This is a genomic window from Variovorax sp. UMC13, assembly GCF_014170375.1.
In the GTDB taxonomy this organism is placed as follows: domain Bacteria; phylum Pseudomonadota; class Gammaproteobacteria; order Burkholderiales; family Burkholderiaceae_C; genus Variovorax.
Genome location: NZ_LZZW01000036.1, coordinates 272,542 through 285,886 on the forward strand (window position 1 = coordinate 272,542; position 13,345 = coordinate 285,886).

The window sequence follows — 13,345 nt, forward strand, 5'->3', positions numbered from 1 at the left end:
GATGGAACAATAAGTCCGAAATGACTGATACCCCTGAAATCCTGCCAATCCGCCGCAAGCCGAGGCGGGTGCTGTTCGTGGCCTATCCGGACGTGGGGCTGCTCGACCTGACCGGTGCGCAGACGGTGTTCTGGGCCGCGACCAAGGCGATGGCGGCGCGCGGGCTGCCGGGGTACGAGCGCGTGACCGCCAGCCTCGACGGCGGCCTGGTGCGCAGCGCCGAAGGGCTCGAACTGCAGACCACGCGGCTGCGCGACTGCGGGCCCTCGTCGGTCGACACGCTGATCGTGCCCGGCTCGCCGCACATGGCCTCGGTGCTCGACGATGCGGCGCCGCTGGTCCAGTGGCTGCGGCGCGCCTCGGCCAAAGGCCGCCGCACCGCGTCGGTGTGCAGCGGGGCCTTCCTGCTGGCCGCGGCCGGGCTGCTCGACTGCAAGCGCGCCACCACCCACTGGCTGATGTTCGACATGATGAAGCAGCGCTTCCCGCTGGTGCAGATCGACCGCGACGCGATCTTCGTGCAGCAGGGGCCGGTGTGGACCTCGGCCGGCGTGACGGCCGGCATCGACCTCGCGTTGGCGCTGGTCGAGGCCGACTGCGGGCACGCCGTGGCGATGGAGGTGGCGCGCGAACTCGTGGTCTACCTCAAGCGCCCCGGCGGGCATTCGCAGTTCAGCGCGCTGCTCCAGTCGCAGACCGACGCGACGGCCGCCTTCGACGAACTCAACCTGTGGATCGCCGGCAACCTGCGCCGCGCCGACCTGGGCGTCGAGGCGCTGGCCGAGCGGGCGCGCATGAGCCCGCGCAACTTCGCCCGCCTCTACAAGCAGAAGACCGGGCGCACGCCGGCCAAGGCCGTCGAGGTGTTCAGGCTCGAGGCCGCGCGCCGCCTGCTGGAGGATTCGGCCAGCCACGTCGACCAGATCGCGCTGCAGTGCGGCTTCGGCGACGAGGAGCGCATGCGGGTCAGCTTCCAGCGCAACCTGGGCGTGGCGCCGCGCGACTACCGCAAGCGCTTCGCGAACCGCGGGCTGTACGCGGCCGACGCGCCGCCAGCGCCCGCATCGGCCGCGGCGCTCGACAGGAAGCCGGCGCGCGCCGAGCGGCGATAGTGTGGGCATGAGCAACGGCGCCCTTTTCACCCGCACCCCCGACCGCCACATCTGGACCGGCATCGCCTGCGGCATCGGCGCCGGCGCGCTCTGGGGCCTGGTGTTCCTCGCGCCGGAGCTGGTGCGCAGCTTCACGCCGCTGCAGCTGGCGGTGGGGCGCTTCCTGGCCTACGGCCTGTTCGCCGCCGCCCTGCTGCTGCCGCGCTGGCGGCGGCTGGCGGCGCAGCTCGACCGGCGCGACGGGTGGGCGCTGTGCTGGCTGAGCCTGTGGGGCAACACCGCCTACTACGTGCTGCTGGCCAACGCGGTGCAGCGTGGCGGCATCGCCATGACCTCGCTGGTGATCGGCTTCCTGCCGATGGTGGTGACCGTGATCGGCAGCCGCGAGCACCAGGCCGTGCCGCTGCGCCGGCTCGCGCCCTCGCTGCTGTGCGGGCTCGCGGGCGTGGCCTGCATCGGCTGGCAATCGCTGGGTGGCGACGCACCGGCCGGCGGCCTGGTCGGCCTGTTGTGCGCGATCGGCGCGCTGGCCTCGTGGACCTGGTTCGCGGTAGCCAACAGCCGCCACCTGGCGCGGCTGCCGCAGGTGTCGGTGCAGGACTGGAACCTGGCGATCGGCGTGGTCACGGGCGCGCAGTCGCTGCTGTTGCTGCCCTTCGCGCTGTGGCTCGACGGCGGCACGCACAGCGCGGCCGAATGGTGGTGGCTGGCGGCCGTGGTGGTCTGCGTGGCGCTGGGCGCGTCGATCGCGGGCAATGCGCTGTGGCACCGCATGAGCCGACTGCTGCCGCTGACCATGGTGGGCCAGATGATCCTGTTCGAGACGTTGTTCGCGCTGCTCTACGGCTTTCTGTGGGAACAGCGCCTGCCCACCGGGCTGGAGTGGCTGGCGATGGCCTGCGTGGCCGCCAGCGTGCTGTTCTGCGTGCAGGCGCACCGGCCGCGCGACATCGCCGTGACGCCGGCATAGCTGCCTATCATGCGGCCACTGTGCCGTGTCCACCGGCGCTTCACTCTCAACCCTCGGAGACCCCGCCCATGCCCATGTTCGTCGACACCTCGCCCCCGGGACACTGCATCTTCTGCCGCCTGGTGGCGGGCGAGATCCCGGCGGCACGGGTGTACGAGGACGCGCTCACCGTCGCCTTCATGGACATCGGCCAGGTCAACCCCGGCCATGTGCTGGTGGCCACCAAGCGGCATGCGGCCAACCTGTTCGAGCTCACGCCCGACGAAGCCGCTGCCGTGATGCAGACCGCGCAGAAGGTGGCGGGCGCGGTGCGCGACGCCTTCGACCCGCCGGGCCTCACGCTGCTGCAGGCCAACGGCCCCGAAGGCGGCCAGACGGTATTCCATTTCCACCTGCACGTGGTGCCGCGCCACGCCGACGACGGTGTCGGCCTCAGCTGGCCGCGCAAGGAGCCGGGGCCGCAGGTGCTGCAGGGCTATGCGCAGCGGCTGCGCGACGCGCTGGCCGGCGCTTCGGCCGCCTAGGCGGCGGGCGGGCGCCAGGCGATGACGCCTTCGGTGCGGGCCCGGACCTCGGGCGCGGCCAGGCAGGTCGCGACCGCCTCGTAGCCGGGGCCGAGCCGCCGGGCGGCCTGCCCGGGGTTCAGGAAGCGAAGGGAAGCCGTCAAGAAATCACCTCATCGGTTGGGATCGAAGGGTGCGTTTCTAGGGGCGACCGCAGGGGCCGGGTCAAGCAGGGCGCGCAGTTTCGGCACCAGATGCCGCATGCGTTGCCCCGGGATCGCCAGGAAGTCCGCGATGGGCATCCATTCCACACCGTCGACCTCTTCCAGCTGCGGCCGGGGCGCGAAGGGCCGGGTCGCCACCACCGCGAACAGGAAGTCGTGGTGCCGGTGCGCGCCCTCGCCCTTGGCCGGCCGGGCCGCGATCGCGTGGGTGTCGATGTCCAGCACCCGGCCGTCCACCAGCGGCTGCGTGTCGGCGGCGGGCAGGCCGGTCTCTTCCTCGACTTCGCGCAGGCCGGATGCGAACAGGCTGGCCGAATCCGGCTCGACATGGCCGCCCGGCTGCATCCAGCTTTGGTATACCTTGTGATGGATCAGCAGTACATGACGGAGGCCGGCATCGAAGACCAGCACGCTGGCGGTGATGTGGCCCGCCATGTTGGCGCGGCTGAAGATGCCCTCGTCGTGCGCGATCTGCTCGCGCAATGCGCGCAGGCGCTCGTGCTCGCCCGGGTGGCGTTCCAGGTAGCGGGCGATTTCTTCCAGGGTGCGGGCGTGCATGCTCAGTCGTGGTAGCGGATGACGTGGAAGCCTTCGTCCGCCGTGGGGGCGACGAAGTGGCTGCTGATCTGGTCGAACTCGGCGTCCGTGGTTTCGAAGGGGTGCCCGCCTGCGAGGTTGCGCGCGCGCAGCCGGGCCTTGCACACGTCGTCGGGCACGTCCAGGTGGTGCAGGCGATGGGCCGCGCCCGCCTTCTCGAACACGCTGCGGGCCCAGCGCCGGGTCGCCACGGTGTTCGACGGGAAGTCCAGTACCACCGAGGTGCCGGCCGCGAGCAGCGCCTCGACATGGCCGGCCATGGCCTCGCGCAGCCGGCCGGCGCAGCGCACATAGTCCGCGAGCGCGTGGATCTCGCCCGGGTAGAGCCGCGCGAGCCAGTCGTCCTCGCTGATGCGCACGGTGTTCGGCGCCGCCGCGAGGCGCTGGGTGAGCGTGGATTTGCCGGCGCCGATCTTGCCGCAGACCAGGTGCAGGACGGCGGGTGTGGAAGGCTTCGAAGGCGTGTCGGTGGCTTGCATCTTTTTCAATCTCCAAGGACTTTGAAGGCACCCCCGGAGACAGAAAAAAACCCGCCTCGGGGGGCGGGTTTCGGAGGGCTGCTGCAGCCGCGCGTCAATCCACCCTTCTTCGAATGGTGCGAATGATCGACGCGATGCGCGGGCAGGCCATGGCCGGAGCATAGTCGATGGCGGCGCCCGACGGGTTCACCACGGGCTCTGCCAGCCCAGCAGCTCGGCCAGCCGCGTGACGATCCAGCGGGCCTCGTCGGCGGAGACACCCGACTCGGGCGTGGCGAGCCCGTCGTGGATGCGGTGCAGCACCTCGTCCTCCGACGGCACCTCGACATGCGCCAGGATGCGCGCGTGCTCGGTCAGGTGGGTCGCCAGGTCCTCGCACACCTCGTAGCGCTGGCGCACGTGGTCGATGGGTTCGCGCAGGCGCTGGCGCGCCGGGTCGGCATAGAGCGCGAAGAAGGAGGGCGGGATATCGATCTGGTACGCGTCGGACATGCAGGCGATCATGCCCGACACTGTTGTGCATTTTCTCGAGCTCGACCGCCATGGAAATCGAATTCAAGTTCCACATCCCCGCCGAGCGGCTCAAGGCCGTCGAGTCGGCCGTGCGCCGCGCCCCGGTGCAGCGCACCCGGCTGCAGGCGCGCTACTTCGACACCGCCGACGGCACGCTGGCGGCCCACGGCGCGGTGCTGCGGCTGCGCAAGGAAGGCCGCCGCTGGGTGCAGACGGCCAAGGCGCTGGGCGACGGGCCGCTGCACCGGCTCGAGCACAACGTCGACCTGGGCCTGGCGCGCGCCGGCGACGCGCCGGTGCCGGACCCGGGGCGCCATGCGGGCACGCCCGTGGGCGAGCGCCTCGCGGCGCTGCTGGCCAAGGCCGACCAGCCGCTGCAGCCGACCTACGGCACCGACATCTGGCGGCTCACGCGCCAGCTGCGCAGCGGGTCCACCGTGGTCGAGCTGGCGCTGGACACCGGCACCATCACCGCCCACCCGCCGGGCGTCGCCGCGCCGCGCACGGCCGCGGTGTGCGAGCTCGAACTGGAGCTGGTGCGCGGCCCCGTCGAAGGGCTGGTGGCGCTGGCGCAGCGCTGGTCCCATACCCACCGGCTGTGGTTCAGCACCGTCTCCAAGGCCGAGTGCGGCGAACGCCTGCTGGCGGGCATCGGCGCGGTGCCGGCCGTCAAGGCGGCGCCGCCACGCTTCGGCGATGCGGACAAGGGCTTTCCGGACGGCCCGGCGCTGCAGCGCGCGGTGCTCGCCTCCTGCCTGGCGCAGATCCTGCCCAACGCCAGCGAGATCGCGGCCGGCAGCGAGGACGCCGAACAGCTGCACCAGTTGCGCATCGGCATCCGCCGCCTGCGCACCGCGCTGCGCACGCTCGAGGCGCTGGGCCCGGGCTTCGACCCGGCCTGGACGCCGCCGCTGGTCGCGGTGTTCCAGGCGCTGGGCGCGCGCCGCGATGCCGAGCTGCAGCAGCAGTCGCTCGCGCTGCCGCTGCACGAGGCCGGCGTGCCGCCGATCGCATGGCCGGCGGACCAGGCCGATGCACCGGCGCCCGGCGAGGCGGTGCGCGCGGCGGCCTTCCAGGCGGCGCTGGTCGGGCTGATCGGCTTCACGGCGCAGGCGCTCACGCGCAGCGCCGACGCGCCGCCGCCGGAAGGCGCCACGCCGGCCGAGGCGCGCCGCCAGGTGCGGGCGCTGCTGCGCAAGCTGCATGCGCGCGTGGTGCGCGACGGCGAGCACTTCGCCGCGCTCGATGCCGAGGCCCGGCACGCGGTGCGCAAGCGTCTCAAGCGGCTGCGCTACCTGGCCGAGTTCGTGGCGCCGCTGTTCGGCCACAAGCGCGCCGAGCGCTACCTGCGCCGGCTCGGTCCGGCCCAGGACGCGCTGGGCTGGTTCCAGGACGAGCAGGTGGCGCTCGAGTCCTGCTTCGAAGCGGCCGAGGGCGCCACGCCCGAGGAGGCGCCGCCGCTGTGGTTCGCCATCGGCTGGCTGTCGGCCCGGCAGCCCGAGGGCGTGCGCAGCAGCGGCAAGGCCTTGCGGCAGGTCGACAAGGCGCGGCCCTTCTGGCGCAAGCGGGCCAAGGGCTGAAGGTCGGCGACTGGCGGCGCGCGGCCTGCGCATCGTCTTTGGCCTACTCCAGCTTCCGCGCTTGACGTCACCGGCGGCCGGCCAGAGGAGGCCACAGTGGGTGTTCGCCTCCCACCCTGCCCTTGCCGGTCGCCGCCATGAAGCCCCAACACCTGTTCGCCCTGTGCCGCAAGGCCGTCACGGCCTGGATCGACGATTTCGCGCCCAGCATGGGCGCATCGATCGCCTACTACACCGTGTTCTCGCTGGCGCCGCTGCTGGTGATCGTGATCGCCATCGCGGGCGCGGTGTTCGGCCGCGAGGCGGTCCAGGGCGAGATCGTCGCGCAGCTGCAGGGCCTGATCGGGCGCGACGGCGCGATCGCGGTCCAGGGGCTGATCAAGAGTGCCGACGCGCCGGCCCGCGGGCTGGTGGCGGGCGGCATCAGCATCGTGGTGCTGCTGGTCGGTGCGACCACGGTGTTCGCCGAACTGCAGAGCGCGCTCGACCGCATCTGGCACGTGCCCGAGGCAGACAAGCCCAGCGGCGTCTGGGCGGTGCTGCGCGCGCGCGTGCTGTCGTTCGGCCTGATCCTCGGCCTGGTCTTCCTGCTCATGGTTTCGCTGCTGGTCAGCGCCGGCGTGGCGGCCTTCGGCGGCTGGGCCGGCGGGCTGATGCCGGGCTGGGAGCTGCTGCTGCAGGGCCTCAACGTGCTGATCTCGCTGGCCATCACGACCGTGCTGTTCGCGATGATCTTCAAGTTCATGCCCACCGCCGCGATCCGCTGGCGCGACGTCTGGGTCGGCGCGGTCGTGACGGCGGTGCTGTTCGAGGTGGGTAAGATGCTGATCGGCCTGTACATCGGCAAGAGCGGCGTGGCCGAATCCTTTGCCGCCGCCGGTTCGCTGGTGGTGTTGCTGGCCTGGGTCTACTACGCGGCCCAGATCTTCCTGCTGGGTGCCGAGTTCACCAAGGTCTATGCCGACGAGCACGGCTCGGTGGCCGGGGCCAAGGCCGTGGCCAGCACGCGCGCCACGGCCGCGGCTGCCGATGCCGGCACCGATGCGGCGCCCGCGGCGGTGGCGGCCGGCGCCGTGGCGCCTGTCGCCGCGCAGAAGGCGTCGCGGGCACCGACCGACGACGAGGCCACCCTTGAGCGCACCGCCGAGACACAGCGCCAGATCGCGCTCCGGCTGCAGAAGACCACGTCCGAACTGACGCGCCAGGTGGCCGTGCTCGCGCTCGCGACGCTGGCCAGCGGCGTGGTCGCGCGCTGGCAGAAACGGCAGCGCCGGGCCGCGCGCCGGGCGCGGCAGTCCTGAGTCCCCCACGGCGGGGGAAAGTTCAGGGCAGCGGCGTCTCCAGGTGCTGCACCGTGACCCGCATCTCGCCCATCTCCAGCGGCCCGTAGTTCGAGACGAAGGCCACGTCGGCCGCGTCCCGGCCGTAGGCCACCACGATGCGGCCGCCCAGCGGCTGGGATTGCGTGGCGTCGAAGGTGTACCAGCGCCCGTCGATGAAGGCCTCGAACCAGGCGTGCATGTCCATCGGATCGAGCGTGTGCAGGTAGCCCACCACCATCCGGGCCGGGATCTTGAGCGCGCGCGTGAAGGCCACGCCCACGTGCGAGAAATCGCGGCACACGCCGGCGCCGTGCGCCAGCGTGTCGAGCGCGTCGGTGGTGGCGTCGCTCACGCCGTACTGGTAGACCAGGTTGGAGTGGATCCAGTGGCGGATCGCCTCCACCTGGTCGTAGCCGGGCGCGGCATCACCCACGATCTCGAGCGCACGCGCCTCCATCTTGTCGGACGGGCAGTAGCGGCTCTGCAGCAGGTAGAGCAGCGCGTCGTCGGGCAGCCGGTCGACGGGCGTGGGCGGCGCGCCGGGCGTGACGCGGATGTACTGCTCGGTCTCCATCACCATCTCGACCTCGATGCGCATCTCGCCTTCGGGAATGGTCAGGCGCTGGCACAGGTTGCCGTAGCTGTCGACGTACTCGGTGGTGCGCACCCAGGGCGAGAGCTCGTAGCGCTCGCTGATCATCCATTGCGCCAGGCCGCTGCGCGGGCGCAGCATCGCGACCACGGGGCAATCGACCGCGGCCTTCACGGTCATGGTGCAGTTGGCTTGGAGCTTCATTCGTCGATCTTCGGAAGGGTTGGAAGCGCCGCAGCGTGCCACGCGGGCATGGCGCCCGCGTGACCGCCAAAGTCGACGAATGCGGTCAGACCCGCGGCGGATCGCTGTCGCGCGCCGTGTGCCGGTGCAGGCCCACCGCGGCGATGAAGTCGGCCGTGGCCGCCTCGACGTGCGCGCTGTCGGCCAGGATCAGGCCCGGGTCGGCGGCGCCGTCGGGCAGGGTCAGAGGCACGCCGGCCTCGCTCAGCAGCGCCTGCGAGGCACCCAGCGCGAGGATGGTCTTGCAGTGGCGGTACTGGTCCTTGACGAAGTCCAGCGTGTGGGCGACCGCGGCCAGCGCTTCGGCCGCGCCTTCGCCGTCGGGCAGCACCAGCGCATCGAAGAGGAAGCCGGGGCTGTTCTCCATCGAGGCGTCGGCCTCGAAGACTTCGCCCGTGGCCGCGGTGAAGCGGCCCAGGCGCGGACCGACCAGCCGCGGAACCGCGCCGGCTTCGAACAGCGCAGCCTGCAGTGCGGCGAGCGACGGACCGTCGACGCCGTCGGCCACCAGCAGCGCGATCTTGCGCGAGCGGATGCCGCCGTCGCCGGGGCGCGCCATCAGCGAGAGCGCGGGCGAGCGCTCGACCTCGGGCGTGGCGGGCGTCTCCAGCGCGCGCGGCAGCGCCGGCGGCACTTCCATGCCCAGGCCGGCCGCGACCTGCGCCGCCAGCGCGGGCGAGGCGTTGACCAGGCCCGCGATCACGCGTTCACGCACCGCTGGCACGGTCACCTTCGACAGCTCGAAGCGGAAGGCGGCCGCGATGTGCGCCTGCTCGACCGGCGTCTGGCTCTCGAAGAACAAGGTGGCCTGCGTGTAGTGGTCGGCGAACTTCTCGGGCTTGGCGCGCACCTTGTCGCTGGATTCCTGCGCATCGATGCGCTTGGACACGCTGGTGAAGCCCTGGGCCGCGCCGGCCTGGAAGGGACAGCCGCCGGCCAGCGAGTTGGGCTCGTAGGCCACGCGGCCGCGGTGGATCGCCTGGCGGTGCATGCCGTCGCGCTGGTTGTTGTGCACCGGCGCGATCGGCGCGTTGATCGGCAGCTCGTGGAAGTTCGGCCCGCCGAGCCGGCTGATCTGCGTGTCGACGTAGGAGTGGATGCGCCCGGCCAGCAGCGGGTCGTTGGTGAAGTCCAGGCCCGGCACGATGTGCGCGGTGCAGAAGGCCACCTGCTCGGTCTCGGCGAAGAAGTTGTCGGGGTTGCGGTTGAGCACCATGCGGCCCACGATCTGCACCGGCACCAGTTCCTCCGGCACGATCTTGGTCGCGTCGAGGATGTCGAAGCTGAAGCCCTCGGCCTGTTCCTCGGTGAAGATCTGCAGGCCCAGTTCCCACTCGGGGTACTCGCCCGCGTCGATGGCTTCCCAGAGGTCGCGGCGATGGAAGTCCGGGTCCGCGCCCGAGATCTTCACCGCCTCGTCCCACACCAGCGAGTGCGTGCCCAGCTTGGGCTGCCAGTGGAACTTCACGAACACCGATTCACCCGCCTCGTTGACCAGGCGGAAGGTGTGCACGCCGAAGCCCTGCATCATCCGGTAGCTGCGCGGGATCGCGCGGTCGCTCATCTGCCACATCAGCATGTGGGTGGATTCGGGCATCAGGCCGACGAAATCCCAGAAGGTGTCGTGGGCCGAGGCGGCCTGCGGCATGCCGTGGTGCGGCTCGGGCTTGACCGCGTGGACCAGGTCGGGGAACTTGATCGCGTCCTGGATGAAGAACACCGGCATGTTGTTGCCCACCAGGTCCCAGTTGCCTTCGTCGGTGTAGAACTTGACGGCGAAGCCGCGCACGTCGCGCGCCGTGTCCTTGGAGCCGCGCTCGCCGGCCACGGTCGAGAAGCGCACGAACACCGGCGTGATCTTGCCGGCCTCGGCGAACAGCGACGCCTTGGTGTACTCGGTGAGCGGCGCATAGGCCTCGAAGAAACCGTGCGCGGCCGAGCCGCGCGCATGCACGATGCGCTCGGGGATGCGCTCGTGGTCGAAGTGCGTGATCTTCTCGCGCAGGATGAAGTCCTCGAGCAGCGCCGGCCCGCGCACGCCGGCCTTGAGCGAGTTCTGGTTGTCGGCCACCGGCACACCCTGGTTGGTCGTGAGGCGCTGGCCCGAGGAATCGACGCGCACGCGGTCCAGCGTGTCGATGGTGGCGTTCACGCCTTCGGCCGCGACCGTGCCGGTCTTGTCCGAGGGGTTGGCTTCCGACAGCGTGCTGCCGCCGGGCAGGCGCGAGGCCGGTGTGACGCTCAGGCCTCGCGACGGCGTCGGCGCATTGGCTTCGCCGTGTTCCAGCGGCTTGTTGGTGTTGGCCGGCATTGCGGCCACCAGGGCCTGCGTGTCCGCGGCCCGCTGGGCCGGCAGATCGCCGGGGGCTGCGTTGGGCGGCGCCGGATGGGCCGGTCCGCTGTCGGTGTTGCGGGCGGCGGTCTGGGCTGCGACGGCCGTGGCGGGGTCGACCGGCGAGGGCGCGGGTCGTTGTGCGGGAGCGCGGGATTTGGCCATGGCGGTGGGATTTCCGGATGAATTCAGGTGGGGGGGAGCGCCACGCTAGGCAGCGCACCCCGCCCGGCCTGTAGGACGCCACCACCGCTTGCCACGGGCGCTGTCCCATGCGGCCGATCCGCTCTGGCAGCGCGCCCTATCATCCGACGCATGTCCTTGCTGCCCCGCACCGCCACGGCGCCCTTCTGTCCCTCCGAAGTCAAGGGCAGCATCGCCATCGATCCCGGCCTGCCCCTGCACCGCAAGCTCTGGCGCTATGCCGGCCCCGGCCTGCTGGTGTCGGTCGGCTACATGGACCCCGGCAACTGGGCCACCGACATCGAGGCCGGCTCCAAGTACGGCTACGGCCTGCTGTTCGTGGTGCTGCTGGCCAGCCTGGCGGCCATGCTGCTGCAGACGCTGTGCGTGCGGCTGGGGCTGGTGGCGCAGAAGGACCTGGCGCGCGCCTGCCGCGAGCACTACTCGCCGCGCGTCAACCGTTTTCTCTGGCTGGGCGCCGAGCTGGCCATCGTGGCCTGCGACCTGGCCGAGGTGCTGGGCAGCGCACTCGCGTTGCACCTGCTGTTCGGCGTGTCGATTCCGGTCGGCATCGCGATCACCGCCTTCGACACGCTGCTGGTGCTGGGCCTGCAGGGCGCGGGCTTCCGCCGGGTCGAGGCCATCGTGCTGGCGCTGGTGCTGACCATCGCCGGCTGCTTCGCGGTCGAGCTCGCGATCTCGCAGCCCAACTGGTTCGGCGTGGCGATGGGCTTCGGCCCCAGCCTCGCGCGGCTGCAGCAGCCCGGCGCGCTGTACCTGGCGATCGGCATCGTGGGTGCCACCGTGATGCCGCACAACCTCTACCTGCACTCCTCGATCGTCCAGACCCGGCTGCTCGACCACACCGAGGCGGCCCGGCGCGAGGCGCTGCGCTTCTGCACGCTGGACGCGGTGGTGTCGCTGTCGCTGGCGCTGCTGGTCAACGCCGCGATCATGGTGCTGGCGGCCAGCGCCTTCCACGCCAGCGGCCACCACGAGGTGGCCGACATCGAGGACGCCTACCACCTGATCGAACCGCTGGTGGGCAGCGCGCTGGCGGCCACGCTGTTCGGCATCGCGCTGCTGGCCTCGGGCCAGAGCTCGACCTTCACCGGCACCATCGCGGGCCAGATCATCATGGAGGGCTTCCTCGACCTGAAGATCCCCTGCTGGCAGCGCCGGCTGATCACGCGCGCGCTGGCGCTGGTGCCGGCCTACCTGGGCGTGCGCTGGTTCGGCGACGGCGGCATCGGCAAGATGCTGGTGCTGAGCCAGGTGGTGTTGAGCTTCCAGCTGCCCTTCGCGATCTGGCCGCTGGTGCGCTTCACCAGCGACCGCGCGCTGATGGGCGAGCACGCCAACGGCCCCGTGATGAAGGCCTCGGCGTGGACGCTGTTCGCCGTGATCAGCGTGGCGAACGTGTGGCTGGTCGCCACCGTGCTCGGCTGAGCACGGCGGGCTTCACCGCCTCACTTCATCAGGTCGCTGAGGTTCACCGGCTTGATCTTGCCGCCTTCGACGGTGGCCACCAGCGGATCGAGCAGCGTGCCGCCCGTGGCGTCCACGCCGCGGAAGTCGGCCGCATTGACCTCCTTGGGCAGCTTGGTCATGGCCTCGCCGATCTTGGCGCGGATGGCGGCGGCGTCGCTCGTGCTGCCGGCCAGCTTCATCGCGCCGGCCAGCGCGTGCGTCATCGCGTAGTTGTAGGAAGACTCGGTGGTGGGCGCCTTGTCGGCCCCGTAGGCCGCGCGGTAGGCCGCGGCGAAGGTCTGCGGGCCGACGCGCACGTCGTCCGACACCGGCAGCACGCCGATCGAGCCCTCGAGCGCGCCCAGGCCGCCCGTGACCTTGGCCATCTCGTCGAACTTGGCCTGGTCCATGATCAGGAAGCCGCCCTTGAAGCCCAGTTCGCGCGCCTGCTTGGCGACCAGTGCCGAGGGCTCGGACGGGCCGCCGATGAACAGCACGTCGGGCTTCTCGGCCAGCACGCGGCTCACGCCGCTGTAGAAGTCGGCCGAACGGTTGTACGACATGGGGTTGTTCGACACCACGGTGCCGCCGGCCTTCTTCCAGGCCGGCTCGAACAGCGCGCTCCAGTTCTTCGCGTACTCGTGGTCGCCCGGCAGCATGCCGACCTTCTTGCCGAACTTGGCCATCTCGTAGCGCGTGAAGGGCTCGATGTAGCCGGCGAAGGTCGGCGGGATGCGGATCGTCAGCTTGTTGCCGGTCTCGGTGATCTTGGGCGTGCTGGAGTAGGCCAGCACGATGAACTTCTCCTGCTCGTTGAAGGCCTGCATCGCGTAGATGCCGCCCGAGTGCGGCACGAACACCGCCGGCGTCTGGTACTGCTGCACCAGGCGGCGCGAGTTGATCGCGGCCTCGGCCGGCGCGTACTTGTCGTCGAGCGCGACCAGCTCGAGCTTGACCTTCTTGCCCGCCACCTCGAGGCCGGCCGCGTTGATCTCCTTGAGCGCCATCTCGATGCCGTTGACCACGTTCTTGCCGTAGAGCGCGGCGCCGCCCGACAGCGGGCCGGTGAAGCCGATCTTGACCACGTCCTGGGCCGAGGCGGCGCCGGCGCCGAGCGTGGCGAGCAGGGCCACGGCCAGCGGCAGGGCCGCCAGGCGACGGCGGGGCAGGCCAGCGGGGGAAATCTCGTTCTTCATGGGTGTTGTCTCCGGTGTGAAAAAGAAAA

General features: G+C 71.2%; 13 protein-coding genes. 6 read left to right on the forward strand and 7 right to left on the reverse strand.

Annotated features, from left to right (window positions below):
- The first annotated feature begins 20 nt into the window (after window positions 1–20).
- The 3 genes from A9977_RS30865 (at window position 21) to A9977_RS30875 (ending at window position 2,606) form a co-directional block, all read left to right on the forward strand.
- Window positions 21–1,112, forward strand: coding sequence for a GlxA family transcriptional regulator (locus tag A9977_RS30865; RefSeq protein WP_183028619.1), 1,092 nt, complete (start codon window positions 21–23; stop codon window positions 1,110–1,112).
- Between the two features lie 7 nt (window positions 1,113–1,119).
- Window positions 1,120–2,082: a DMT family transporter gene (locus A9977_RS30870; RefSeq protein WP_183028620.1), complete on the forward strand. Its 963-nt coding sequence runs from the start codon at window positions 1,120–1,122 to the stop codon at window positions 2,080–2,082.
- 68 nt (window positions 2,083–2,150) lie between these two features.
- A complete protein-coding gene (locus tag A9977_RS30875; protein ID WP_183028621.1) occupies window positions 2,151–2,606 on the forward strand; it encodes an HIT family protein in 456 nt (151 codons plus the stop codon).
- Here A9977_RS30875 and A9977_RS30880 read toward each other — a convergent pair.
- The 4 genes from A9977_RS30880 to A9977_RS30895 all read right to left on the reverse strand — a co-directional run bounded on the left by A9977_RS30880 (window position 2,603) and on the right by A9977_RS30895 (window position 4,377).
- On the reverse strand, window positions 2,603–2,749 hold the full coding sequence (locus tag A9977_RS30880; RefSeq protein ID WP_183028742.1) for a hypothetical protein: 147 nt from the start codon (window positions 2,747–2,749) through the stop codon (window positions 2,603–2,605). The two genes, A9977_RS30875 and A9977_RS30880, sit on opposite strands and share 4 nt — an antisense overlap.
- A gap of 9 nt (window positions 2,750–2,758) precedes the next feature.
- Window positions 2,759–3,367 (reverse strand): NUDIX hydrolase, encoded by a 609-nt coding sequence (locus A9977_RS30885; RefSeq protein ID WP_183028622.1) that lies wholly within the window; start codon window positions 3,365–3,367, stop codon window positions 2,759–2,761.
- 2 nt (window positions 3,368–3,369) lie between these two features.
- Complete coding sequence (locus A9977_RS30890) at window positions 3,370–3,885, reverse strand: ATP-binding protein (RefSeq protein ID WP_183028623.1); 516 nt, start codon at window positions 3,883–3,885, stop codon at window positions 3,370–3,372.
- 186 nt (window positions 3,886–4,071) lie between these two features.
- A complete protein-coding gene (locus A9977_RS30895) occupies window positions 4,072–4,377 on the reverse strand; it encodes a hypothetical protein (protein WP_183028624.1) in 306 nt (101 codons plus the stop codon).
- A 50-nt stretch (window positions 4,378–4,427) separates the two neighbouring features.
- Here A9977_RS30895 and A9977_RS30900 point away from each other — a divergent pair, with 50 nt between their 5' ends.
- Together A9977_RS30900 and A9977_RS30905 are read left to right on the forward strand one after the other, a co-directional pair.
- On the forward strand, window positions 4,428–5,978 hold the full coding sequence (locus tag A9977_RS30900) for a CYTH and CHAD domain-containing protein (RefSeq protein WP_183028625.1): 1,551 nt from the start codon (window positions 4,428–4,430) through the stop codon (window positions 5,976–5,978).
- Between the two features lie 137 nt (window positions 5,979–6,115).
- Window positions 6,116–7,279 carry a YihY/virulence factor BrkB family protein gene (locus tag A9977_RS30905; protein WP_183028626.1) on the forward strand — a complete coding sequence of 388 codons (1,164 nt, stop codon included), beginning with the start codon at window positions 6,116–6,118 and terminating at the stop codon, window positions 7,277–7,279.
- Window positions 7,280–7,301: 22 nt separating this feature from the next.
- Here A9977_RS30905 and A9977_RS30910 read toward each other — a convergent pair whose 3' ends face one another.
- Window positions 7,302–8,096: a transglutaminase family protein gene (locus A9977_RS30910; RefSeq protein WP_183028627.1), complete on the reverse strand. Its 795-nt coding sequence runs from the start codon at window positions 8,094–8,096 to the stop codon at window positions 7,302–7,304.
- 85 nt (window positions 8,097–8,181) lie between these two features.
- A complete protein-coding gene (locus A9977_RS30915) occupies window positions 8,182–10,632 on the reverse strand; it encodes a catalase (protein WP_183028628.1) in 2,451 nt (816 codons plus the stop codon).
- Between the two features lie 150 nt (window positions 10,633–10,782).
- Between A9977_RS30915 and A9977_RS30920 the strand changes: the two genes are divergently transcribed.
- On the forward strand, window positions 10,783–12,099 hold the full coding sequence (locus A9977_RS30920) for an Nramp family divalent metal transporter (protein WP_183028629.1): 1,317 nt from the start codon (window positions 10,783–10,785) through the stop codon (window positions 12,097–12,099).
- 20 nt (window positions 12,100–12,119) lie between these two features.
- Here the strand turns inward: A9977_RS30920 and A9977_RS30925 are convergent, their stop codons facing one another.
- Entirely contained in the window at window positions 12,120–13,316 is a 1,197-nt protein-coding gene (locus A9977_RS30925; protein WP_183028630.1) for an ABC transporter substrate-binding protein, read from the reverse strand.
- Window positions 13,317–13,345 lie beyond the last annotated feature (29 nt).